The sequence below is a fragment of the Streptomyces sp. OZ13 genome, from assembly GCF_052068155.1.
In the GTDB taxonomy this organism is placed as follows: domain Bacteria; phylum Actinomycetota; class Actinomycetes; order Streptomycetales; family Streptomycetaceae; genus Streptomyces.
Genome location: NZ_JBQHCZ010000018.1, coordinates 1 through 23,017, shown reverse-complemented (window position 1 = coordinate 23,017; position 23,017 = coordinate 1). Strand labels below are relative to the sequence as shown.

At 70.5% G+C, this 23,017-nt stretch carries 18 protein-coding genes and 2 pseudogenes; 8 read left to right on the top strand and 12 right to left on the bottom strand.

Translation table 11 applies throughout. From position 1 onward, the window contains the following. Positions 1–142: 142 nt before the first annotated feature. The 4 genes from ACTMTU_RS30285 (at position 143) to ACTMTU_RS30270 (ending at position 4,635) form a co-directional block, all read left to right on the top strand. Positions 143–2,686: a DUF4118 domain-containing protein gene (locus ACTMTU_RS30285; RefSeq protein ID WP_441266618.1), complete on the top strand. Its 2,544-nt coding sequence runs from the start codon at positions 143–145 to the stop codon at positions 2,684–2,686. A gap of 65 nt (positions 2,687–2,751) precedes the next feature. After that, positions 2,752–3,435, top strand: coding sequence for a response regulator (locus ACTMTU_RS30280; protein WP_441266617.1), 684 nt, complete (start codon positions 2,752–2,754; stop codon positions 3,433–3,435). A 33-nt stretch (positions 3,436–3,468) separates the two neighbouring features. Further along, a complete protein-coding gene (locus ACTMTU_RS30275; protein ID WP_364589133.1) occupies positions 3,469–3,894 on the top strand; it encodes an OB-fold nucleic acid binding domain-containing protein in 426 nt (141 codons plus the stop codon). A 3-nt stretch (positions 3,895–3,897) separates the two neighbouring features. Then, positions 3,898–4,635 carry a DUF3159 domain-containing protein gene (locus tag ACTMTU_RS30270; RefSeq protein WP_159686014.1) on the top strand — a complete coding sequence of 246 codons (738 nt, stop codon included), beginning with the start codon at positions 3,898–3,900 and terminating at the stop codon, positions 4,633–4,635. A 98-nt stretch (positions 4,636–4,733) separates the two neighbouring features. Here ACTMTU_RS30270 and ACTMTU_RS30265 read toward each other — a convergent pair whose 3' ends face one another. Together ACTMTU_RS30265 and ACTMTU_RS30260 are read right to left on the bottom strand one after the other, a co-directional pair. Continuing rightward, on the bottom strand, positions 4,734–5,411 hold the full coding sequence (locus tag ACTMTU_RS30265; RefSeq protein WP_441266616.1) for a potassium channel family protein: 678 nt from the start codon (positions 5,409–5,411) through the stop codon (positions 4,734–4,736). After that, entirely contained in the window at positions 5,411–6,079 is a 669-nt protein-coding gene (locus ACTMTU_RS30260) for a potassium channel family protein (RefSeq protein WP_441266615.1), read from the bottom strand. The genes ACTMTU_RS30265 and ACTMTU_RS30260 overlap by 1 nt, the downstream gene beginning before the upstream one ends. A gap of 185 nt (positions 6,080–6,264) precedes the next feature. On the opposite strand from ACTMTU_RS30260, the gene ACTMTU_RS30255 reads away from it, so the two are divergent. From ACTMTU_RS30255 to ACTMTU_RS30245, 3 genes are all read left to right on the top strand, one after another. Further along, complete coding sequence (locus ACTMTU_RS30255; RefSeq protein WP_441266614.1) at positions 6,265–8,313, top strand: APC family permease; 2,049 nt, start codon at positions 6,265–6,267, stop codon at positions 8,311–8,313. Between the two features lie 87 nt (positions 8,314–8,400). After that, complete coding sequence (locus tag ACTMTU_RS30250; protein WP_441266613.1) at positions 8,401–9,729, top strand: class I SAM-dependent RNA methyltransferase; 1,329 nt, start codon at positions 8,401–8,403, stop codon at positions 9,727–9,729. Between the two features lie 715 nt (positions 9,730–10,444). Then, a complete protein-coding gene (locus ACTMTU_RS30245) occupies positions 10,445–11,170 on the top strand; it encodes a glycoside hydrolase family 11 protein (protein ID WP_441266612.1) in 726 nt (241 codons plus the stop codon). Positions 11,171–11,441: 271 nt separating this feature from the next. Here the strand turns inward: ACTMTU_RS30245 and dmpG are convergent. The 8 genes and pseudogenes from dmpG to ACTMTU_RS30205 all read right to left on the bottom strand — a co-directional run bounded on the left by dmpG (position 11,442) and on the right by ACTMTU_RS30205 (position 19,770). After that, positions 11,442–12,408, bottom strand: a pseudogene (dmpG, locus tag ACTMTU_RS30240) (4-hydroxy-2-oxovalerate aldolase). 41 nt (positions 12,409–12,449) lie between these two features. Further along, positions 12,450–12,896, bottom strand: a pseudogene (locus tag ACTMTU_RS30235) (acetaldehyde dehydrogenase (acetylating)); the annotation flags it as partial. A gap of 58 nt (positions 12,897–12,954) precedes the next feature. After that, a complete protein-coding gene (locus ACTMTU_RS30230) occupies positions 12,955–15,672 on the bottom strand; it encodes a fumarate reductase/succinate dehydrogenase flavoprotein subunit (protein WP_441266713.1) in 2,718 nt (905 codons plus the stop codon). Positions 15,673–15,708: 36 nt separating this feature from the next. Next, entirely contained in the window at positions 15,709–16,464 is a 756-nt protein-coding gene (locus ACTMTU_RS30225; RefSeq protein WP_441266611.1) for an ABC transporter ATP-binding protein, read from the bottom strand. Next, positions 16,461–17,351 (bottom strand): ABC transporter permease, encoded by an 891-nt coding sequence (locus ACTMTU_RS30220; protein WP_441266610.1) that lies wholly within the window; start codon positions 17,349–17,351, stop codon positions 16,461–16,463. The genes ACTMTU_RS30225 and ACTMTU_RS30220 overlap by 4 nt, the downstream gene beginning before the upstream one ends. After that, positions 17,348–18,694 carry an ABC transporter substrate-binding protein gene (locus ACTMTU_RS30215; RefSeq protein ID WP_441266609.1) on the bottom strand — a complete coding sequence of 449 codons (1,347 nt, stop codon included), beginning with the start codon at positions 18,692–18,694 and terminating at the stop codon, positions 17,348–17,350. Before ACTMTU_RS30215 ends, ACTMTU_RS30220 begins: the two co-directional genes overlap by 4 nt. Positions 18,695–18,708: 14 nt before the next feature. After that, on the bottom strand, positions 18,709–18,936 hold the full coding sequence (locus ACTMTU_RS30210; protein WP_125741086.1) for a 4Fe-4S dicluster domain-containing protein: 228 nt from the start codon (positions 18,934–18,936) through the stop codon (positions 18,709–18,711). 60 nt (positions 18,937–18,996) lie between these two features. Then, entirely contained in the window at positions 18,997–19,770 is a 774-nt protein-coding gene (locus tag ACTMTU_RS30205; protein ID WP_441266608.1) for a GntR family transcriptional regulator, read from the bottom strand. A gap of 831 nt (positions 19,771–20,601) precedes the next feature. Here ACTMTU_RS30205 and ACTMTU_RS30200 point away from each other — a divergent pair. Then, positions 20,602–21,342, top strand: coding sequence for a sulfite exporter TauE/SafE family protein (locus ACTMTU_RS30200; RefSeq protein WP_441266712.1), 741 nt, complete (start codon positions 20,602–20,604; stop codon positions 21,340–21,342). A gap of 30 nt (positions 21,343–21,372) precedes the next feature. On the opposite strand, the gene ACTMTU_RS30195 is transcribed toward ACTMTU_RS30200, so the two are convergent. Together ACTMTU_RS30195 and ACTMTU_RS30190 are read right to left on the bottom strand one after the other, a co-directional pair. Beyond that, positions 21,373–22,479 (bottom strand): ABC transporter substrate-binding protein, encoded by a 1,107-nt coding sequence (locus ACTMTU_RS30195; RefSeq protein WP_441266607.1) that lies wholly within the window; start codon positions 22,477–22,479, stop codon positions 21,373–21,375. Positions 22,480–22,686: 207 nt separating this feature from the next. Next, positions 22,687–22,803: a putative leader peptide gene (locus ACTMTU_RS30190; RefSeq protein WP_441266711.1), complete on the bottom strand. Its 117-nt coding sequence runs from the start codon at positions 22,801–22,803 to the stop codon at positions 22,687–22,689. Between the last annotated feature and the right edge of the window lie 214 nt (positions 22,804–23,017).

Here is a 23,017-nt window from a genome sequence, read left to right as displayed (position 1 = left end):
CCCGGGACGCCGGGGAGCTGCCCCGCCGCCGTATCAGAATCGCGTCAATACGCACCCCGTGGTCCCGGACCGTCCGCTTCGCCCCTTTCTTTCGACGTAAGGTCGACGCTGCGCAACGCAGTGTTCGAAAGACAATGAGGCCATGGGACGCGGCAAGCTACGGATCTACCTGGGCGCGGCACCGGGCGTCGGCAAGACGTACGCGATGCTGTCCGAGGCGCACCGCCGTGCGGAACGCGGTACCGACTGCGTCGTGGCGCTCGTCGAGACGCACGACCGCCCCCGCACCGCGCGTCTGCTGGACGGCCTCACGCAGATCGAGCGTCGGAGGATCACCCATCGGGGCGTCGTCTTCACCGAGATGGACATCGACGCCGTACTCGAACGCCGCCCCGCGGTCGCCCTCGTCGACGAACTCGCCCACACCAACGTCCCCGGCTCACGCAACAGCAAGCGCTGGCAGGACGTGGAGGAGCTCCTCGCGGCCGGGACGGACGTCATATCGACCGTCAACATCCAGCACCTGGAGTCGCTCGGCGACGTCGTCGAGACGATCACCGGTGTGCGGCAGCGGGAGACCGTCCCCGACGAGGTGGTCCGCAGGGCGGAGCAGATCGAACTCGTCGACATGGCTCCCCAGGCCCTGCGCCGCCGGATGGCCCACGGCAACATCTACCAGCCGGACGAGGTCGACGCGGCCCTGTCGAACTACTTCCGCCCCGGCAACCTCACGGCGCTGCGGGAACTGGCCCTGCTGTGGCTCGCCGACCGGGTCGACGAGTACCTCCAGCAGTACCGCGGCGAGCACAACATCCGCTCCACCTGGCAGGCCCGCGAACGCATCGTCGTCGGTCTCACCGGCGGACCCGAGGGCGGCACCCTCATCCGGCGCGCGGCCCGGCTCGCGGAGAAGGGAGCGGGCGGCGAGGTCCTCGCCGTCTACATCGCCCGCAGCGACGGACTGACGTCCGCATCGCCCAAGGAGCTCGCCGTACAGCGCACCCTCGTCGAAGACGTCGGCGGCACCTTCCACCATGTCATCGGTGACGACGTGCCCTCCGCGCTGCTCGAGTTCGCACGCGGCGTCAACGCCACCCAGATCGTCCTCGGCTCCAGCCGCCGCAAGGCCTGGCAGTACCTGTTCGGGCCGGGCGTCGGCGCCACCGTCGCCCGCGACTCCGGCCCCGACCTCGACGTCCACATCGTCACCCACGACGAGGCGGGCAAGGGCAGGGGTCTGCCGGGCCCCCGGGGGACCCGGCTCGGCCGCTCCCGGATCGTCGGCGGCTGGCTGGTCGGCGTGGTCGGCCCGGCCCTGCTCACCGTGCTGCTCACCAGCCTCGAGAACGGGCCGGGTCTCGCCAACAACGTCCTGCTCTTCCTCTTCCTGACCGTGATCGCGGCCCTGCTGGGCGGGCTGCTGCCGGCGCTGGCCTCCGCCGCCGTGGGGTCGCTGGCGCTGAACTACTTCTTCACCTCGCCCACCCACACCCTCGACATCGCCGAGCCGCGGAACCTCGTCGCCATCGTGATCTTCTTCGCGGTCGGCGTGGCGGTGGCCTCCGTGGTGGACCTCGCCGCACGCCGCACCCACCAGGCGGCCCGGCTGAAGGCCGAGTCCGAGATCCTCTCGTTCCTCGCCGGCAGCGTCCTGCGCGGCGACACCGCCCTGGACGCCCTCCTGGAACGGGTACGGGAGACGTTCGCCATGGAGTCCGTCGCCCTGCTCGAGCGCGAGAGCGACGTCGACCCGTGGACCTGCACGGCGAGCGTCGGCCCCCGGCCGGCGACCCGCCCCGACGACGCGGACGTGGACATGCCGGTCGGTGACCGCATGGCCATGGCGCTCTCCGGCCGGGTGCTGCCCGCGGAGGACCGGCGCGTGCTGGCCGCCTTCGCCACACAGGCGGCCGTCGTCGTGGACCGGCAGCGGCTCGTGGGGGAGGCGGAACAGGCGAGGGAGCTCGCCGAGGGCAACCGGATACGCACGGCGCTGCTCGCCGCCGTCAGCCACGACCTGCGTACCCCGCTGGCCGGCATCAAGGCGGCGGTCACCTCGCTGCGGTCCGACGACGTCGCCTGGTCCGAGGAGGACGAGGCGGAGCTGCTGGCCGGGATCGAGGAGGGCGCCGACCGCCTCGACCACCTGGTGGGCAATCTGCTCGACATGTCCCGGCTCCAGACCGGGACCGTCACCCCGCTCATCCGCGAGACGTCGCTCGACGAGGTGATCCCCCTGGCGCTCGTCGGGGTCCCCGCGGACAGCGTCGAGCTGGACATCCCCGAGTCGCTGCCGATGGTGGCCGTGGACCGCGGACTGCTCGAGCGGGCCGTGGCCAACATCGTCGAGAACGCCGTCAAGTACAGCCCGGACACCGTCCCCGTCACGGTCGCCGCCAGCTCCCTGGGGCGCCGGGTCGAGCTGCGGGTCGCCGACCGCGGCGCGGGAGTGCCCGACGACGCGAAGGAGCGGATCTTCGAACCGTTCCAGCGCTACGGTGACGCCCCGCGTGGTGCGGGCGTCGGCCTCGGACTCGCCGTCGCCCGCGGGTTCATGGAGGCGATGGGCGGCACGCTGACCGCGGAGGACACGCCCGGTGGCGGCATGACCATGGTCCTCACCCTCACGGCCGTGTCCGGCCACGGCGCGACCGCGGCAGGCATCCCGGCCGAGGCCGCGCCATGACCGCGGGCCCGCACCCGGCGACCGGCAGAGACAGCAGCCCACAGGGGCGGAAAGGCGGGCAGCACATGACCAGGGTGCTCGTGGTCGACGACGAGCCGCAGATAGTACGCGCGCTCGTGATCAACCTGAAGGCACGCAAGTACGAGGTGGACGCGGCCTCCGACGGCGCCGGCGCCCTCGAGACGGCAGCGGCACACCACCCCGACGTCGTCGTCCTCGACCTGGGGCTGCCCGACATGGACGGCGTCGAAGTGATCAAGGGGCTGCGCGGCTGGACCCGCGTCCCGATTCTCGTCCTGTCCGCGCGTCACTCCTCCGACGAGAAGGTCCAGGCGCTCGACGCAGGGGCCGACGACTACGTCACCAAGCCCTTCGGCATGGACGAACTCCTCGCCCGGCTGCGCGCCGCCGTACGCAGGGCGGAGCCCGTCGGCGGCGAGGACGACGTGACCACCGTCGAGACGGAGGGCTTCACCGTCGACCTGGCGGCGAAGAAGGTGCACAGGGACGGCCGTGACGTACGCCTCACGCCCACCGAATGGCATCTCCTCGAGGTCCTGGTGCGCAACACCGGGCGCCTCGTGAGCCAGAAGCAGCTGCTCCAGGAGGTCTGGGGCCCCTCCTACGGCACCGAGACGAACTACCTGCGCGTCTACATGGCCCAGCTGCGCCGCAAGCTGGAGGCCGATCCCTCGCATCCCAGGCACTTCGTCACCGAGCCCGGCATGGGATACCGCTTCGAACGTTGATCCGGTCCTGGTGCGGGCCGGTAGGCTTTCTGCATGAGTGCTGTACCCCGTTCCGCCAAGGCGGCGAAGGACGAGACGTCGGCCAGACCGGCCGGCCGCTTCCGGCGCATGCTCGGCCGGCTCTCCAGCTCACAGCAGGACCTCGAGTCCGAGGAGCTCCAGGAGGACGCACAGGCATCGGGGTGCACCCGGATCTGCGACTGCGGCGACCGTCAGATCGTCAGGGTCGCTGGTACGTTGCGCACGGTCACCCTGCGTCCGGTGGCCGGCGTGCCTGCGCTGGAGGCGGAGCTCTTCGACGGCACGGCCCCGCTGGACGTGGTCTGGCTCGGCCGCCGTTCCATCGTCGGCATAGAGCCGGGCCGCAGGCTGATCGCCTCCGGCCGGGTCTCGATGAGCCAGGGCCGCCGGGTGCTGTTCAATCCCAAATACGAACTCCGACCACTCGGACAGGAGTAGCCGGTGGCGTCTGTCGACAAGCCGACCCCTACGACCAACGACCAGCAGGACACCGACGCGGATGTGAAGACCGTGACGGAGGCCGCGCTGTTCGAGGCCTTCGGCGGCGTGCGCGGCATGGTGGAGACGGTCCTGCCGGGCCTGCTCTTCGTCTCGATCTACACGGTCAACAAGGACCTGCACCTCTCGGCGATCGCGGCCCTCGCCGTCGCCCTGGTGCTCGTCGCCGTCCGGCTGATCCGCAAGGACACCGTCAAGCACGCCTTCAGCGGCGTCTTCGGCGTGGCCTTCGGCGTCGTGTTCGCGATGATGACCGGCAACGCGAAGGACTTCTACCTGCCGGGCATGCTCTACACGCTCGGCCTGGCACTGGCCTACATCGTGACCACGCTGGCCGGCGTCCCGCTGATCGGCCTGATGCTCGGGCCGGTCTTCAAGGAGAACCTCTCCTGGCGCACCCGCAACCCCGGCCGCAAGAAGGCGTACGCCAAGGCCAGCTGGGCATGGGGACTGATCCTCCTCGCCAAGTGCGCGATCCTCTTCCCGCTGTACTGGTGGGCCGACACGACCCAGCTCGGCTGGGTCCTGGTCGCGCTGAAGATCCCGCCGTTCCTGCTGGCGGTCTATCTCACCTGGGTCTTCCTGGCGAAGGCCCCGCCGCCCATCGACGTCTTCGCGGAGATGGAGGCGGAGGAACGGGCCGAGGAGGCCCGAAAGCAGGCCGCGGAGCGCGAGGCGTAGACCGCCCGCCGCCGACCACGCCGCGAACGCGCCACGGGGGCGCGTCCACCCTCACCAGGGCGGACGCGCCCCCGGGGGCGTCATCACGGGAAGCGCGGTCAGGCCGGCGGGACCTCACGGCGGACCGACAGCAGGTCCTCCAGCTGTTCCTCACGGGCCTGCGCCGCGACGAACAGCAGCTCGTCGCCCGCCTCGAGCGTCTCCTCGGGGCTCGGCGTCAGCACCCGCGAACCGCGGATGATCGTGACGAGCGAAGTGTCCTCGGGCCACGCCACGTCGCCCACCCGGGTCCCCGCCAGCGCCGACTCCGGCGGCAGCGTCAGCTCGACCAGGTTCGCGTCGCCGTGGCTGAAGCGCAGCAGACGCACCAGATCGCCGACGCTCACCGCCTCCTCCACGAGCGCCGACATCAGACGCGGCGTGGAGACGGCGACATCGACGCCCCAGGACTCGTTGAACAGCCACTCGTTCTTCGGGTTGTTGACCCGCGCCACCACGCGTGGCACCCCGTACTCGGTCTTGGCGAGCAGCGACACGACGAGGTTGACCTTGTCGTCGCCCGTCGCCGCGATCACCACGTTGCAGCGCTGGAGCGCCGCCTCGTCCAGCGACGTGATCTCGCAGGCGTCGGCCAGCAGCCACTCGGCCTGCGGCACGCGCTCCACCGAGATCGCGGTCGGCGCCTTGTCGACGAGGAGCACCTCGTGCCCGTTCTCCAGAAGTTCGCCCGCGATGGAACGGCCCACCGCACCGGCGCCCGCGATTGCGACACGCATCAGTGACCGCCCTCCTCAGGACCTTCCGTGAAGGCCTCCTCGACCTTCGCGATCTCGTCCGTGCGCATCATCACATGCACAAGATCACCTTCTTGGAGCACGGTCTGCGAGGTCGGCAGGATCGCCTCTCCCAGCCGGGTCAGGAACGCGACCCGTACCCCCGTCTCCTCCTGGAGCCGGCTGACCTTGTGGCCGATCCACGCCGGTGAGGTGTAGACCTCGGCCAGCTGGACCCCGCCGCTCGGATCGCTCCACAGCGGCTCCGCGCCGGACGGCAGCAGCCGGCGCAGCATCTGGTCGGCGGTCCAGCGGACGGTGGCGACCGTCGGGATGCCGAGACGCTGGTAGACCTCGGCACGCCGGGGGTCGTAGATACGGGCGGCGACGTTCTCGATGCCGAACATCTCGCGCGCCACCCGCGCCGCGATGATGTTGGAGTTGTCGCCGCTGCTCACGGCGGCGAACGCACCGGCGTCCTCGATACCCGCCTCACGCAGGGTGTCCTGGTCGAAGCCGACCCCGGTGACGCGGCGGCCGCCGAACCCGGATCCCAGACGGCGGAAGGCGGTGGGGTCCCGGTCGACGACGGCGACCGTGTGTCCCTGCTGCTCCAGGGTCTGCGCGAGAGCGGCTCCCACTCGCCCGCATCCCATGATGACGATGTGCACGACCGTCCTTCCGGCTCAATCAGTTGCGGTACAAGCTTTACAAGGCAATACAGGGTCTCAGACCACGGCCCGGACCGGGTACGCACGTCCGCCGAGGGGGCCGGACGAATGGGAAGCGTTAAGATCCCGCAGGTTGTGCCTCTCCGGTTGGGCTTGGCTCATAACGAGCGCTTACGATCCTCAGCGTGTCCAAACTGACCGACGTTCCCAAACGGATCCTGATCGGCCGGGCGCTGCGCAGTGAAAAGCTGGGGGAGACGCTTCTCCCGAAACGCATCGCCCTCCCCGTCTTCGCCTCCGATCCGCTGTCCTCCGTGGCATACGCGCCGGGCGAAGTGCTGCTGGTCCTTTCCGTCGCCGGTGTGTCGGCGTACCACTTCAGCCCGTGGATCGCGGTCGCCGTCGTGGTCCTGATGTTCACGGTCGTCGCGTCGTACCGGCAGAACGTGCGCGCGTATCCCAGCGGCGGCGGCGATTACGAGGTGGCCAACACCAACCTCGGCCCCAAGGCCGGCCTCACCGTCGCCAGCGCACTGCTCGTCGACTACGTCCTCACCGTCGCCGTCTCCATCTCCTCCGGAGTGGAGAACCTGGGTTCCGCGATCCCGTTCGTCGTCGAGCACAAGGTGTTCTGCGCCATCGGGATAATCGTTCTGCTCACACTGATGAACCTGCGCGGTGTGAAGGAATCGGGCAAGCTCTTCGCCATTCCGACATACGTATTCGTCGCCGGCGTGTTCCTCATGATCGCCTGGGGCGCCTTCAAGGGGATCGTCCTCGACGAATCCATGCGCGCACCGACCGCCGACTACGAGATCAAGCCGGAGCACGAGGGCCTCGCCGGTTTCGCGCTGCTCTTCCTGCTGCTGCGCGCGTTCTCCTCCGGCTGTGCCGCCCTCACCGGCGTCGAGGCCATCAGCAACGGCGTCCCCGCCTTCCGCAAGCCGAAGAGCAGGAACGCCGCGACGACGCTGCTGATGATGGGCGCCCTGGCCGTCACCATGTTCTGCGGCATCATCGGCCTGGCCATGGCCACCGACGTCAAGATGGCGGAGTTCCCGGCGAAGGACCTGATCGCGAACGGCGTCCCGGTCGGCCCCGACTACGTCCAGCACCCGGTGATCTCCCAGGTCGCGGCCGCCGTCTTCGGCGACGGCACCTTCTTCTTCGTCCTGCTGGCCGCCGCCACCGCTCTGGTGCTCTTCCTGGCCGCGAACACCGCGTACAACGGCTTCCCGCTGCTCGGCTCGATCCTCGCGCAGGACCGCTACCTGCCGCGGCAGCTGCACACCCGTGGTGACCGCCTCGCCTTCTCCAACGGCATCGTGCTGCTGGCGGGCGCCGCGATCCTGCTGGTCTGGCTGTACGAAGCCGACTCCACCAAGCTGATCCAGCTGTACATCGTCGGCGTGTTCGTCTCCTTCACCCTCAGCCAGACCGGCATGGTCCGGCACTGGAACCGGCACCTGAAGACCGAGCGGGACAAGGCCAAGCGCCGCCACATGATCCGCTCCCGGGCGATCAACACCTTCGGCGCCTTCTTCACGGGCCTCGTGCTCGTCGTCGTGCTCGCCACCAAGTTCACCCACGGCGCCTGGGTGGCCCTGCTCGGCATGGTCATCTTCTACGGCACGATGAGCGCGATCCGTAAGCACTACGACCGGGTCGCCGAGGAGATCGCCGCACCGGAGGAGCCGGGCGAGGACAGCGTGCGCCCGTCCCGGGTCCACGCGATCGTCCTCGTCTCCAAGGTGCACCGGCCCACCCTGCGCGCCATCGCCTACGCCAAGGCCATGCGCTTCGACCGGCTCGAGGCGGTCAGCATCAGCGTCGACCCCGAGGAGACCAAGGCGCTCCAGGCCGAGTGGGAGCGGCGCGGGATCAACGTGCCGCTGAAGGTCCTCGACTCCCCGTACCGCGAGATCACCCGGCCCGTCATCGAGTACGTGAAGGGCCTGCGCCGCGAGAGCCCGCGTGACGTGGTCAGCGTGGTCATCCCGGAGTACGTGGTCGGCCACTGGTACGAGCACGTGCTGCACAACCAGAGCGCGCTGCGGCTCAAGGGCCGGCTGCTGTTCACGCCCGGCGTGATGGTGACGTCGGTGCCGTACCAGCTGGCGTCGTCCGAGGCGGCGAAGCAGCGGGCCAGGAAGCGCCAGGACTGGAACGCCCCGGGCTCCGTGCGGCGGGGGCCGGTGGACCGCCGGCCGAAGGAGCCGAGCGGCAAGGCGTGAGGCACTCCGCGGCGGACGTAGACTGGTCGGTCGTTGTCCTTTCGCCGTACAGTGCCGCACCCCTTTGATCTCTGGAGTCACCCCACCATGCAGAACGCACCCGAGACGTCGCTGGTCGGGCAGGAGTACGAGGTCGAGGTCGGCCCGGTCGCGCACGGCGGCCACTGCATCGCCCGCACCGAGGAAGGGCGTGTGCTCTTCGTCCGGCACACGCTCCCCGGCGAGAAGATCGTCGCCCGCGTCACCGAGGGCGAGGAGACCTCCCGTTTCCTGCGCGCCGACGCGGTGCGCGTGCTCGAACCCTCCAAGGACCGGGTCGAGGCGCCCTGCCCGTACGCCGGCCCGGGGATGTGCGGCGGCTGCGACTGGCAGCACGCCAAGCCGGGCGCCCAGCGCCGTTTCAAGGGCGAGGTGATCGCCGAGCAGCTCCAGCGCCTCGCGGGCCTGACCCCGGAAGAGGCCGGCTGGGACGGCACCGTCATGCCCGCCCCCGGGGACAAGCTTCCGGCGGGCGAGGTGCCGGCCTGGCGTACCCGCGTCCAGTACGCGATCGACGAGGACGGCCGGGCCGGACTGCGCAAGCACCGCTCGCACGACGTCCAGCCCATCGACCACTGCATGATCGCGGCGCCGGGCGTCAGCGAACTCGGCATCGAGAAGCGTGAGTGGCCGCAGATCGCCTCCGTCGAGGCGATCGCGGCGACCGGCTCCCACGACCGCCAGGTCGTCCTCACCCCGCGCCCCGGCGGCCGGCTGCCCCTCGTCGAACTCGACAAGCCCGTCTCGGTGCTCCGCGTCGAGGAACGCGACGGGGGCGTGCACCGTGTCCACGGCCGCGCCTTCGTCCGCGAGCGCGCGGACGACCGTACGTACCGCGTCGGCATGGGCGGCTTCTGGCAGGTCCATCCGCAGGCGGCGGACATGCTGGTCAAGGCCGTGATGCAGGGCCTGCTGCCGCGCAAGGGCGACATGGCGCTGGACCTCTACTGCGGCGTCGGCCTCTTCGCGGGCGCCCTCGCCGACCGGGTGGGGGACCAGGGCGCGGTCCTCGGCATCGAGTCCGGCAAGCGCTCGGTCGAGGACGCCCGCCACAACCTCGAGCACTTCGAGCGGGTCCGCATCGAACAGGGCAAGGTCGAGTCGGTCCTCCCGCGCACGGGCATCACGGACGTGGACATCATCGTCCTGGACCCGCCGCGCGCGGGCGCGGGCAAGCAGACCGTGAAGCACCTTTCCTCGCTGGGCGCCCGCCGCATCGCCTACGTGGCCTGCGACCCGGCGGCGCTGGCGCGCGACCTGGCGTACTTCCGCGAGGGCGGCTACAAGCCGAGGACGCTGCGGGCGTTCGACCTGTTTCCGATGACGCATCACGTGGAGTGCGTGGCGATTCTTGAGCCTGCTGCAAAGGGCCGCTGACCTGCTGTTTCTTCTGATGGGTGCGGGGGGCCACCGTGCGGTGGAACACGTCGCGAGCCCCGCGAGGTGTGGGCCAGGTCGCAGCGGAAGGTGATTTCACTGTCCCGGGCCATCCGCTGAAGCCGGCGACGGGTGGTGTGCTTGCTCATCCCGGTCGCCGCCCCGCGGTCCGGTCGCCGCCCCGCGGTCGAGGGAGCCGAGGTGTCCGTCAGGGCGAGGCTGACGGATTCGAGGGTCCGGGCGCGGCACCGCACCTCGACGTAGGCGACGGTCACGGAGTACGCCGCGTCGTACGCGGTGACTCATTGCCAGGCCGTTCGCGCGCAGTCGTTCCGGGGCGCCGCAGTCGCGTCCACACCCGTTCGAAAGTTTCGAACGTTGGATACATGCTTGCTTTACGTCCCTTCCGCATCTCATTCCATCCCTCACCACGGTTTGCGTGAGAGGTAGCTTGACCAGCGAAGGCGTACTCGCCAAGGCCCTTTCTGGTCATCGAAGTGTTTCCGAAAGAATGTCGAAAGCGTTGACAGGCTCATGGCGTTCTACGAAAACTGTGGCCACCGAACGACAGGAGACTGTCGTTCCCCTCACGTCATGTGACCGGGGATGGCGGTCGGTCGTTGCGGCACGACGACGGGCGACCCCCGCCGTGTTCCATGCAAGGCCGCGGGCAGCAGAAGCCACCCGCCCCCACCAGCCTTCATCGGGAGGACGCATGCAGCAGGACGGCACGCAGCAGGATCAGATCACGCAGAACCCCGCTCCCTTCAGCGGCTTGAGCCGACGAGGCTTCCTCGGCGGCGCCGGCACCGTCGCGCTCGCCACGGCGTCCGGACTGCTGCTGCCGGGCACCGCCCACGCCGCCACCACCATCACCACCAACCAGACCGGCTACGACGGCATGTACTACTCGTTCTGGACCGACGGCGGCGGCTCCGTCTCCATGACGCTCAACGGCGGCGGCAGTTACAGCACCCGGTGGACCAACTGCGGCAACTTCGTCGCCGGCAAGGGCTGGAGCACCGGCGGGCGCAGGACGGTCCGCTACACCGGCTACTTCAACCCGTCGGGCAACGGCTACGGCTGCCTCTACGGCTGGACGTCGAACCCGCTGGTGGAGTACTACATCGTCGACAACTGGGGCAGCTACCGGCCCACCGGCGAGTACAGGGGCACCGTCTACAGCGACGGCGGCACGTACGACATCTACAAGACGACGCGGTACAACGCCCCCTCCGTCGAGGGCACCCGCACCTTCGACCAGTACTGGAGCGTCCGGCAGTCGAAGGTGACCAGTGGCTCCGGCACCATCACTACCGGCAACCACTTCGACGCCTGGGCGCGCGCGGGCATGAACATGGGCCAGTTCAGGTACTACATGATCATGGCCACCGAGGGTTACCAAAGCAGCGGAAGCTCGAACATCACGGTCAGCGGCTGACCTCTGTCCCGGCGAACAACCGGCTGCGGGCTCCGTCCTCGTGGCGGGTCCCGCAGCCGTGGTGAACTCGCCCCCGCGGGAACCATGGCCAACCGCACGGCGTACGCCACACGGGGCGTCAGGTGCCGCGTCCTGACGCCGAGATGACGCTCGTGACGTTCGTCCGACCCTCGTTCTGATTCCGGGGGCCGTAAATGGCCAAGGACTCATCTTCTCCGTCGGTCGGTCCGCGGGGGCGGAGCCGACCGTGCACCGACCGACGGAGCAGGGTTCAGCGGCCGGCCGCCAGGCCGAGGGCGATGTCGAGGATCATGTCCTCCTGGCCGCCGACCAGTCGGCGTCGGCCGGATTCCATCAGGATGTCGCGGACGTCGACGCCGTACCGCTGCGCGGCGGCCTCCGCGTGTCGCAGGAAGCTGGAGTAGACACCGGCGTAGCCCAGCGTGAGGGTCTCGCGGTCGACCCGTACCGGGCGGTCCTGGAGAGGGCGGACGATGTCGTCGGCTGCGTCCTGCAGCTTGAACAGGTCGCAGTTGTGCTTGAAGCCCGAGAGGTTCGCGACGGCGATGAAGGCTTCGATGGGGCAGTTGCCCGCGCCCGCGCCGTGTCCGGCGAGGGAGGCGTCGACGCGGTGGACGCCGTTCTCGACCGCGACCACGGAGTTGGCCACGGAGAGCGAGAGGTTCTCGTGCGCGTGGATGCCGATCTCGGTCGCCGGTTCGAGGACGTCGCGGTAGGCGCGGCACCCGGGCGGCGACGTCGTTCATCGTCAGCCGGCCGCCCGAGTCGGTGACGTAGACGCACTGGGCACCGTACGACTCCATCAACTTGGCCTGCTGTGCGAGCTGTTCGGGTTCGGCCATGTGGGAGAGCATCAGGAAGCCGGAGACATCCATGCCCAGCTCGCGGGCGGCGGCGATGTGCTGTGCGGAGACGTCGGCCTCGGTGCAGTGGGTGGCCACCCGCACCGAGCGGACGCCGAGTTCGTAGGCGCGCTCGAGTTCGTGGACGGTACCCACACCCGGCAGCAGCAGGGTGGTGAGACGGGCGGTCCTCAGGACCGACGCGGCGGCCTCGATCCACTCCCAGTCGGTGTGCGAGCCCGGGCCGTAGTTGAGCGAGCTGCCGGCGAGGCCGTCGCCGTGGGCGACCTCGATCGCGTCGACACCGGCCTCCTCCAGGGCCACGACGATGCGCTTGACGTCGTCGGGCGTGATGCGGTGCCGTACGGCGTGCATGCCGTCGCGGAGGGTGACGTCCTGGACGAAGATCGGGGTGCTCACTGCGTGGCCTCCTTCGCGGCGGCGATCTTCTCGGCCATCTGCACGGCGGCCGAGGTCATGATGTCGAGGTTCCCGGCGTACGCCGGGAGGTACATGCCCGCGCCCTCGACCTTGAGGAAGACCGACACCTGATGGGTCGGCCGCGTGGTCGCGTCGTCGGCGAGCAGGGTCTCGACGGGCTGGTCGGCCGGGATCGCGGTGATCTGGACGTCCTGGACCATCCGGTAGCCCGGTACGTACGCCGAGACCTCGGCGACCATCTTGTGGACCGACTCGGTGATCCGGGCCTTCGCGGTCTCGCCGTCCTCGCCCTCGGGCAGGGTGACCAGGGCGAAGACCGTGTCACGCATCATCAGCGGCGGCTCGGCGGGGTTGAGGATGATGACCGCCTTGCCCCGCTCGGCGCCGCCGACCCGCACGATCGCCGACGAGGGGGTGCGGGTAGCCGGGCCCGATCGCATCTGCCGGAGCCGCGTGTGCGGCTCCGGCATGTCCGTCGCGTCAGGAGACCGCGCGGGACACGTATGCGCGGATGTCGGCGTCCGGATCGGTGGTGGCGGTCGCGAGGGCGGCGCCGGCTTCGGGGTCGGCGCGGTGGGGGAGGAGGGAGAGCACGGCGGCCTTGCGGACGTCCGCGTTCGGGTCGGCCAGGGCTTTGGCGAGAGGGGGGACGGCCTGGGCGGGCGAGGCCGCCCGAAGGGCGGCCGCGGCGCCGGCTCGGACCTGCCAGGCGGGATCGTCGAGGGCGGCAGAGGCCAGTTCGGCGTAGTGGGGAGGGCAGCCGGTGGTGGCCAGCGCGGCCAGCGCGGCACTCCGCACGAGCGAGTCGGCGTCGTCCAGCAGCGGATCGAGCGGAGCCGGGACCGGGGCGTGCACAGCGGCGAGGCCGCGGGCCACCGCGACCCGGACCTCGCGGGCCGGGTCGGCGGCGGCAGCCGCCAGTTCCGGGACCGCGTCCACCGAGACCAGGCCCCGGACGGCGGTGATGCGGACTTCGATGTCCGTGTCGTCGAGCGCGGCGGCGTACATCCCGGCATCGCCCAGCCGCAGAGCCCGCAGTACGTCGAGGGCGGCGGCGCGGACGGCCGGATCGTCGACGTCCAGCGCCTCCCGCAGACCGGCCCCGAACGCCGGCTCGGCGGGCAGGACTTCGACGAGCTCGCGCAGGGCCGCCGCGGCGGCCACCCGGACCTGGGGTGCGGTGTCCCGCAGGCGCTCGGCGAGTGCAGGGCCGGCTCCGGTCGGCACGGTCTCGCCCAGGGCCGCCACGGCGGCCACCCGGACCGCCGGGTCGGCGTTGGTCAGGTAGGGCCGCAGCGCGTCCAGGTCGGGCGACTCCTCGGCGAGGGAGACGAGGCGGAGCAGGGCAGGGCCGGGCGCGGAGAGCTCCTGGCGCGCCGGCACCGGGGCCGTCGCGGGCGCGGCCGGGCGGGCGGCCGGGGCGACGTCCCGTGAACCGGCCGTGGCCACCGGAACCAGCGTGACCTCGCCCAGCCGCCGCTCCGGTCCCGGTGCCGGCGCGAACTCCGGCACCGGGACCACGTACGGCTCTACGGGTCGGGCGGTGAACTCCATGGCCCCTGATGGCGACTTGCGCAGGTCCAGGTGGTGCAGCCAGCCCGCGTCGTCCTGCTTCGGGTGGTCCAGCCGCTCGTGGTAGAGACCCCACCGGGACTCGGTCCGTGCCAGTGAGGCCCGGGCGGCCATCTCCGCGCAGTCCCGGATGAAGGTGACCTCCGCGCACCGCATCAGTTCGTGCGGGGTCCGCGCCCCCATCCCGGCGATCTCCTCCGACATCCGGGTGAACGCCTCCACTGCCAGGGACAGCTTCGCACCCGTCTTCGGCGGTGCCACGTAGTCGTTGACGAACCGCCGCAGCTTGTACTCCACCTGCGGCTGCGGCGCCCCGTCCGGGTTGCGCAGCGGCCGGTAGACCAGCTCGTGGGCGGCGGCCAGCTGGTCCTGGGGGAGTTCTCCCTCGTAGGCCCGGTACCGCGCGGCGTCCTCACCGGCCAGGTCGCCGAACACGAACGCGCCGATCATGTAGTTGTGCGGCACGCAGGCCAGGTCGCCGGCCGCGTACAGCCGGGGCACGGTGGTGCGGGCATGCGCGTCGACGCGTACCCCGGAGGCTGAGTGCCCGCCGCACAGCCCGATCTCCGAGATGTGCATCTCGACGTCGTGGGTGCGGTAGTCGTGGCCGCGGCCCTCGTGGAACGTGCCACGGGTGGGCCGCTCCGTCGTGTGCAGGATCGATTCGACGGCGGTGATGGTCTCTTCGGGCAGGTGGCTGAGCTTGAGGTACACCGGGCCCCGGTCGGAGGCGAGTTCGGCAGCGAACTCGGCCATCATCTGACCGGACCAGTAGTCCGACTCCACGAACCGCTCGCCGTGACGGTTCACCTGGTATCCGCCGAACGGGTTCGCGACGTACGCGCAGGCCGGTCCGTTGTAGTCCTTGATCAGCGGGTTGATCTGGAAGCACTCGATCCCGGTGAGCGCGGCCCCCGCGTGGTAGGCCATGGCATAACCGTCGCCCGCGTTCGTCGGGTTCTCGTACGTTCCGTAGAGGTAGCCCGAGGCAGGCAGACCGAGCCGGCCGCACGCCCCGGTGGCCAGGATCACCGCGCCCGCCCGGACGGTGACGAACGCGCCGGTGCGGGTGTCGAACCCGGCCGCGCCGATGGCCCGGCCGTCGTCGGGGTGGGTCAGCACCCTGACCGGCATGACCCGGTTCTCGATGCGGATCCGCTCCCGCATCTCGCGCCGCCGCAACTGCCGGTAGAGGACCTTCTTGACGTCCTTGCCCTCCGGCATCGGCAGCACGTACGAGCCGGACCTGTGTACCTGGCGGACGGCGTACTCGCCGTGCTCGTCCTTCTCGAACTTCACCCCGTACGACTCCAGGCGCTGGACCATGTCGAAGCCACGGGTCGCGGTCTGCCGGACGGTGGACTGGTCCACGATGCCGTCGTTGGCGCGGGTGATCTCGGCGACGTAGTCGTCCGGTTCGGCCCGCCCCGGAATGATCGCGTTGTTGACCCCGTCCATGCCCATGGCCAGAGCGCCGGAGTGCCTCACGTGCGCCTTCTCCAGCAGCAGCACCTGCGCGCCGCGTCCGGCGGCGGTCAGCGCGGCCATGGTGCCGGCGGTACCACCGCCGATGACGAGGACGTCGCAGGACAGTTCGGTCGCGTCCGCGAGGGCCGGGACCGTCAGTGGGGCGTCCACCAGGGTGTCCACGGGCACTGCCTTTCAGAGGGATTCGAGTATGCGGCGCCGCAGTTCGGCGGTGCCGGAGGAGTGCTGTGCATCGCGGTCACGCGGGTGGGGCACGTCCAGCACCTGCCCGCCTGCCGGCAGGGCGATCCGGTCGCCGAGGTAGAGGGCCTCGTCGACGTCGTGGGTGACGAAGACGACGGTCGCGCCGGTGCCGCGCAAGATGTCGACCAGCAGGTCCTGCATCCCGGCGCGGGTGTGCGCGTCGAGTGCGCCGAAGGGTTCGTCCATCAGCACCGCCCGGGGCCGGCCGGCCAGGGCGCGGGCGAGTTGGACGCGCTGCCGCTGTCCTCCTGACAGTTGGTGCGGCAGCTTGTGGGCATGTCCGGCCAGACCGACCCGCTCCAGCCATTCGCCCGCCGACCGCCGCCGTTCGGCCCGGGGGACCCTGCGGATCGCCAGCGGCAGTTCGACGTTGGCGCGGACGGTCCGCCAGGGCAGCAGGGCATCGTGCTGGAAGACCAGCGCCCGGTCGGCGGCGGGCCGGCCGAGGGGCTCACCGTCCTGGGTGACCCGCCCGTCCAGCGGAGGCAGCAGGCCGGCGAGGGTGCGCAGGAGAGTGGACTTCCCGCAGCCGGAGGGCCCCACCACGGCAAGCAGTTCTCCTGGCGCGATCCGCAGCGCGATCGTGCCGGGGAGGGCGGCGCCGTCCGCGTGACCGAGCCGTACGTCGTGCAGGGTGAGTTCGGCGCCCCTCGGCACGGGGGCGGTGGGCACGGTCGCCGTGCTCATGAGACGGGCTCCTTCCGGGGAACAGCGGTACGGATCCCGGCGGTGGGTTCGGCGCCCACGTCGCCAGGAGCACGGCGGGACCTGCGGGAACCCGGACGCGGTGCGCCGGCACCTCCCTGCCCGGCCGGGCGGGGCAGCCAGGAGGTGGCGCGACGGCCGAGCAGTTCCACCGTGGTGGAGGTGAGCCATCCGAGGGCCCCGATGGTGGCCATGCCGACGAACACCGCCGGGTAGTCGACGATCGTGTAGTCCTGCCAGGTGCGGTAACCCACCCCGTACTCGCCGGAAATCATCTCCGCGGAGATCACGCAGATCCACGAGACGCCGATGCCTACGGACAGGCCGCCGAAGATGCCCGGCAGGGCGCCCGGCAGCACCACGGAGAACAGCACCCTCAGCCGGCCGCCGCCCATGGTGAGCACGGCCTCCTCCCAGACCGGGGTCAGTGCCCGGACCGCGTGCCGGGTCGACACCACCACCGGGAAGAAGGCGGCGGCGAAGGTGATGAAGACGATGCCCTGCTCGTTGGTGGGCAGCAGCAGGATGGCGACCGGGACCAGGGCGATCGCCGGCACGGGCCGCACCACCTCCACCAGCGGCCCCAGCAGGTCGGAAACCCATCGGGACCGGGCGATGGCCGTGCCGGTCGCCACCCCCAGCACCGCGGCCAGCAGGAATCCCAGCAAGATCCGGCGCAGACTGTGGCCCAGGTCCTGCCAGTAGGGACCGGTGCCGATCCGGTCGGCGAAGGCGGACGCGACCTCACCGACTGTGGGGAACTGCTCGAAGCGCAGCCACACGTTGACGTCCAGGGAAGTCAGCAACTGCCACGTTCCGAGGGCCGCGGCCAACGAGGCCACGCGGAGCAGCCGACGGCCGAGGCTCATGACGCCAGCCTCACGGCGTCCGCGTAGCTGATGATCCTCGCTCCGGCGTTCCGGCCGGTGAACTTCTCGGCACTTGCCCGGGTGACGAAGGCGTGAAGCTCGGAGTCGTCCGCGACCCATACCGACTTGTGCGCGAACCAAGGGGTGCCGGTCAGGGCGTCCGGCACATAGGCGGCCCGCACGTCGGCGCCGTTGGCCGCCTTCAGCAGTTCCTTGGGACTGTCGAAGGTGCGGGTGCTGGTCTCGCCGTTCAGCCACAGCTCGGGCTTCACGGTGCCCGCCTTCGGGTAGGCGGAGTCCCGCACGGCCCGCTTCAGCGGCGCCGGGTCCACGAAGGCGTCCACGTCGACGTCGCGCACCAGCCCGGCGGCCTTCAGCACCGGGACGTCCTCCTTGAGAGCGGCGATCAACTCCGGGCGGAGCTCCGGGTCGAAGGTGGCGATGCCGTTGGCGCCGTTGTAGAGGTAGACCACTTCGGCCGGCAGCCCCGTCGTCTCTGCCACCGACTCGGCGGCGGCGACCGGCTGGGCGCGCAGGTGGTCGGTGGCACGGCGCTGTGCCCTGAGGAAGTCGTCGAGGACGCCGGCCCGTTCGTTGGCGAACCTCTCCCGGACCGTGACCCCGTGGAAGGTCGGCAGGTTCAGCTCCGCCCCGTCGTACAGAGCGGTGGCCCGGCCCTCGAAGGCCAGCTTGCCGGGCCAGGCGACGAACTGGGACAGCGCGTCGGCGCTGCCCGCGGCCAGAGCCGAAGCACCCACGCTGGGTTGCTGGTTGAGCTTCTGGATGCCCTTGTCCGGGTCGATGCCGGCCTGCCGCAGGGCCCGGACAAGGGTGCCGTCGGCGGCCGAACCGACACTCGTGGACACCTTCTTGCCGCGAAGGTCGGCCAGCGACCGGAGGGGCGAACCGGGTGCGGTGACCACGGTGTTCAGGCCGCCGCGCATGTTGTATCCGGTGACCGCGACCAGTCTGGTCGGCTGCTTGAGCGCCTTGCCACGGGCCGCGTTGATCAGCAGGGGGAAGTCGCCCATCGAACCGATGTCGATCTTCCCCGCCGTCATCTGGGCGGTGATAGGGGCGCCGGTCGCGTAGTCCTGCCAGTCGACCTTGTAGGAGACGCCGTCCTTCTTCCCGCGGGCGGCGAGCTCATCCTCGAAGTAGCCGAGTGAGCGCAGCAGGGTGCCGGCGGTGACGGTGTTGATGGTCTTGGACTGGTAGCCGACGGTCACGGTGACCGTCTTCCCGTCGCCGTCGGCGTCGGCCGTGCCACCGCAGGCGGCGATCGGCAGGAGCAGCAGGGCGACCGGGGGGAGCGACAGGAGGCGGCTTCTCTTGCGGGGCATGAAGGTTCGGCCTTTCACCGGAGCAGGTAGGGCATGTTGACGGTGACTGCGCCGGTGGGACACCGGGCCGCGCACGGACCGCAGTACCAGCACTCGTCCACGTGCATGTACGCCTTGCCGTTGTCCTCGCGGATCGCGAGCGAATCGAGCGGACACATGTCGACGCAGAGGGTGCAGCCGTCGATGCACTTGGACTCGTCGATGGTCACGGGCACGTCGGCGCGCTGCGGTACGAGAGGCATGGTTGGTCTCCAAGGGGCCCGGCAGAACCGGAACGGCGGGGAACGGAAGGAAGGGTGGGCTCAGTCCCGGACGGAGCGGTGCAGCACGCCGCTCATGGTGATGCGGTCGCCGCGGAACCGGATGAACTCGAGGTCCACCGGCCGCCCGTCGGGCAGACAGGTCAGTCGTTCCAGCATCAGTACGGCGGCCCCGCGCGGGGCCTGGAGTACCGCGGCACAGTGCGCGTCGGCGTTGACGGCTTCCAGGGTGATCTCGGCATGGCCCAGCGGGCCGCCGGTCAACGACTCCAGGAGCCGGAACACGTCCGTGTTCTCCAGGTCGCTGCCGAGCAGTTCACCGCCCACGTCCATGGGCAGGTAGGACAGGTCCAGCGAGAGAGGCAGGCCGTTCAGGCGGCGCAGCCGCTCGATGCAGAGCACGTCGGTGTGCTCGGGCAGGCCCAGTCGATGAGCGACCGGGCCGGGGGCGGTGACCGGTCCGACGGTGCGTACCTCGTTGGTGACCCGGCCGTGCTCGTGCAGGGTCTCGGCCAGGCCCTGGAGGCGGTCCAGTCCGTGCGGGTACTTCTCGCAGACGACCACGGTGCCGACGCCCGGTTGCCGGTGGACGAGCTGCTCGTCGCGCAGCAGGTCCAGGGCCTCCCGGACGGTGTTGCGGCTGGCCCGGTAGTCGGCGGCGATGACGTCCTCGAGGGGCAGGATCCCGCCGGGGAAGCTCCCCGCCAGGATCTGGTGCCGCAAGAGGTCTGCGATGTGCCGGGCCCGGTCCGCACGCAGCCGCCGGCGGCGCGCGGCGGCTACCGGAAGAGCGGCGGGGGCGGGTTCGGCTGGCATGACAGGGAACGTACAAGGAGATCCGCTCCGATGGTGTTGCCGCAGTATTGCGCCACCTGATGCCTCCCACGGACCCGCCTGAGCTGGGGTTTCATGAGCAGGTCACCGAGATCCGCCACTCTGTCGCCCGTATCCTGGAGTCCGGGTGACCACGATGCGGACGCAGACCGCCGGCGCACACCGCCGATGAAGTCGCCCTTCCTCTGGCGCCGCGCCGTGTGTGACACCCGCGCGACCCCAGCGACATGGCGTGTTGCGGGCCCGCCCGTCGGCGCGCGCAGGACCCCTCGTGCGGGCGGGACCGCCCGCTCCACGTACGACAGCACCGGCTCCGGTGCGGGAGCGATGCCCCTGCGGAGCCGGTGCCGTGGGCCGGGTGTACCCGTACGCGGTGGGACGGCGCGCGCATCCAGCGCGATGGCCGGCGGTGGCTACCTCAAGCCCCGTGGCAAGGGGCGGTGTCGGGGCCTTCACGCCGCACGGTGAGGACTGGGCCAGCAGTCCGAACTCCAGGCAGGTGAGATCGAGTTCGCGTCCGTCCGGCTCTGCGACGTGTCGCGCCGTATCGATGCTCACGACACCGCCTCCCGTCTGCTGCACGGGAGGCGCGTCCGTATGGGCGACCGGTCGGATCTCCGGTCGTGTCACGTCCTTCGCGAAGAGCTGGGCGGGATCGGTGACCTCGGGGACGAGCACGAGGCAGTCGAACGCCCGGTAGCAGGGAACCCTTCGACGGGGCGTCGATGCGAGGTGGCGATACTGGGCGGACGTTCGAGATCGGGGGCCGAAGTGGCAGGGTCGGCGGAACTGTACGGAACGGCCGTCGGCCTGATGATCGCGGTGGTGACCGCGCCCGTGGGGGTTTCGGGTGCGGTGTTCCTGCTGCCCGTGCAGCTGAGCGTGTTCGGCGTACCCAGTCCGGCGGTCACCCCCACGAACCTGTTGTACAACGTGGTGGCCGGGCCCGGCGCCCTGTTGCGTTACCGCCGAGGGGGCCTGCTGAACAGCCCGTTGACCCGCCGCCTGGTGATCGGCACCCTGCCCGGCGTGGTCATCGGAGCGGTGGTACGGGTCTTCGCCGTCCCCGGCCCCACCGTCTTCCGCCTGCTCGTGGCCGGACTGCTGATGCCGCTGGGCCTGTGGCTGATCGCCCGCACCCTCCGGCCGGCCCCGGCCGCCCCGGCGGCGGAGCCCTCCCCCCGCACCATCACCGGATTGGCCGTGGCCGTCGGCATCGTCGGCGGGATCTACGGAATCGGCGGCGGTTCCGTCCTCGGTCCCGTCCTGGTCGGCCGGGGCATGCCCGTGAGTCAGGTCGCCCCGGCGGCCCTCGCCTCCACCTTCGTCACTTCCGTGGCAGGCGCCGCGACCTTCGCGCTGCTGTCCCTGACCGGCTCCGGGGACGTCGCCCCCGACTGGTACCTCGGGCTGGCCTGCGGCTTCGGCGGGCTGGTGGGCGGTTACCTCGGGGCGCACCTCCAGTCCCGCCTGCCCGAGACCGCACTGCGCCTGCTGCTCGGCGCCCTCGCCGCAGTCTTCGGCGCCCTCTACGCCGTTCAGTCACTGCGATGAGGCCACGGGTCCCTCCTCCGGGACCTGCGGCTACTCGGCGCCGAGGCCGGCGTCGTCGACCTCGTCCTTGCCTTCGGCCTTGAGGACCTTGTTGAGCGGTGCGAGGTCGTAGATGCCCTTGAGGTCGGGCTGCTCCAGCAGACCGGCCTTGACGGCGTGCTCTGCTTGGGTGTTGAGGGTGGAGGCCAGCGGGTCGTCGAGGAAGGTGATGGACTTCCAGGCCGGGTCGATGACGTCGGCGGGCAGAGCCTTGCCCGAATCCTTCTTCAGCGCCGCGTTCGCGGAAGCCTTCGCCTTCTCCGGGTTGGCGTTGATCCACTCATTGGTCTTCACCGAGCCGCGCAGCACGGCCTCGACGACGTCCGGGTGCTCCTTCAGGAACTCCTGCCGGACGATGATGTTCGTGATGACGAACTTCTTGTCCGGCCACAGGTCGGCCTCGTCGAGCAGTACCTTCGCGCCGTCGGTGACCAGCTTGGACGCGGTCGGCTCCGGCACCCACGCGCCGTCGATGGAACCGGACCTGTAGGCGTCCGGGGTGACCTTGTTCTCGGTGCGGACCACGGAGACGTCGCCCTTGCCGCTCTGCGCGTCGGCCTTCCAGCCCTTCTCCGCGATCCAGTTGAGGAACGCGACGTCCTGGGTGTTGCCGAGTTGCGGGGTGGCGATCTTCTTGCCCTTGAGGTCGTCCAGGGACTTGATCTTGTCGGGGTTGACGACGAGCTTCACGCCGCCGGAGGCGGAACCGCTGATGATGCGCAGGTTCGAGCCCTTCGACTTGGTGTAGCCGTTGATGGAGGGCGACGGGCCGATCCAGCCGATGTCGATGGAGCCGGCGTTCAGCGCCTCGATCTCGGAGGGGCCCGCGTTGAAAGTGGACGCCTTGATCGTGGTGCCGCCGAGCTCCTTCTGGAGCAGGCCTTCCTGCACCCCCACCAGAGCGGTGGCGTGCGTGAGGTTGGGGAAGTAACCGATCTTCACTTCGTCGGTGGACAGCTTCTTGGCGTCCGCGGCCACCTCGGTCCGTTTGCCGTCGTCGGTGGACTCGGAACCGTAGCCGCACGCGGTGAGCAGGAGGGGAAGCGCGGCTGTGGCGGTGATGGTGCGCAGGGCGGTGAGCGGTCTTGCGGCAGACACGACGGTGTCCTTTCAGGCGGCAGGGCAGGGAGGTGCGAAGACGAAACGCGTGGCGCTTCTCGGCGCGCGGCAGCACTCCACTCCGCGGCCGTCGGCGGCAGGCATGCCGGCGCGGGCCGGGAAGTGGAACGGGGGCGTGGTCGGCCGAGGGCGCCCGAACCGCCGACAGAGTTGGGGCGGCGGGCAGGGAACTCGCTTCTGGGCGAGTCAGGTTCTGCGGCGCTGGAGAGGCCTACAGATGGCACTGGACGTACGGCCGAGGTCGATGTGACGACGCGAGGTCAGGAGGGGCAGTGACCGGTCTGTGCGGTCGAACGTTCCCACGGCCACCCCCTGATCCCTAGTTTTCCTACCTGATTGCTAGGGATCGTGGCAGAAGGCGGCGTCGGCACCAAGGGGTGTTTCGCATACTGGGCACCGCCGTCTCGCACTCTGGGAACCGGTGGCGCTCGGTCCAGTGTGTCAGGGGTTCACCCAGGCGCTGGGGGGCTTGGTCAAGTCCGATACATCGGCGGGGAGTCGGGCCGATGCGACATCG

Excerpts from the sequence above, each read along its gene's own strand:
- ACTMTU_RS30285 (WP_441266618.1), top strand. The coding sequence starts at position 143 with ATGGGACGCGGCAAGCTACGGATCTACCTGGGCGCGGCACCGGGCGTC.
- ACTMTU_RS30280 (WP_441266617.1), top strand. The coding sequence starts at position 2,752 with ATGACCAGGGTGCTCGTGGTCGACGACGAGCCGCAGATAGTACGCGCG.
- ACTMTU_RS30275 (WP_364589133.1), top strand. The coding sequence starts at position 3,469 with ATGAGTGCTGTACCCCGTTCCGCCAAGGCGGCGAAGGACGAGACGTCG.
- ACTMTU_RS30265 (WP_441266616.1), bottom strand. The coding sequence starts at position 5,411 with ATGCGTGTCGCAATCGCGGGCGCCGGTGCGGTGGGCCGTTCCATCGCG.
- ACTMTU_RS30250 (WP_441266613.1), top strand. The coding sequence starts at position 8,401 with ATGCAGAACGCACCCGAGACGTCGCTGGTCGGGCAGGAGTACGAGGTC.
- ACTMTU_RS30245 (WP_441266612.1), top strand. The coding sequence starts at position 10,445 with ATGCAGCAGGACGGCACGCAGCAGGATCAGATCACGCAGAACCCCGCT.
- ACTMTU_RS30225 (WP_441266611.1), bottom strand. The coding sequence starts at position 16,464 with ATGAGCACGGCGACCGTGCCCACCGCCCCCGTGCCGAGGGGCGCCGAA.
- ACTMTU_RS30220 (WP_441266610.1), bottom strand. The coding sequence starts at position 17,351 with ATGAGCCTCGGCCGTCGGCTGCTCCGCGTGGCCTCGTTGGCCGCGGCC.
- ACTMTU_RS30215 (WP_441266609.1), bottom strand. The coding sequence starts at position 18,694 with ATGCCCCGCAAGAGAAGCCGCCTCCTGTCGCTCCCCCCGGTCGCCCTG.
- ACTMTU_RS30210 (WP_125741086.1), bottom strand. The coding sequence starts at position 18,936 with ATGCCTCTCGTACCGCAGCGCGCCGACGTGCCCGTGACCATCGACGAG.
- ACTMTU_RS30205 (WP_441266608.1), bottom strand. The coding sequence starts at position 19,770 with ATGCCAGCCGAACCCGCCCCCGCCGCTCTTCCGGTAGCCGCCGCGCGC.
- ACTMTU_RS30200 (WP_441266712.1), top strand. The coding sequence starts at position 20,602 with ATGATCGCGGTGGTGACCGCGCCCGTGGGGGTTTCGGGTGCGGTGTTC.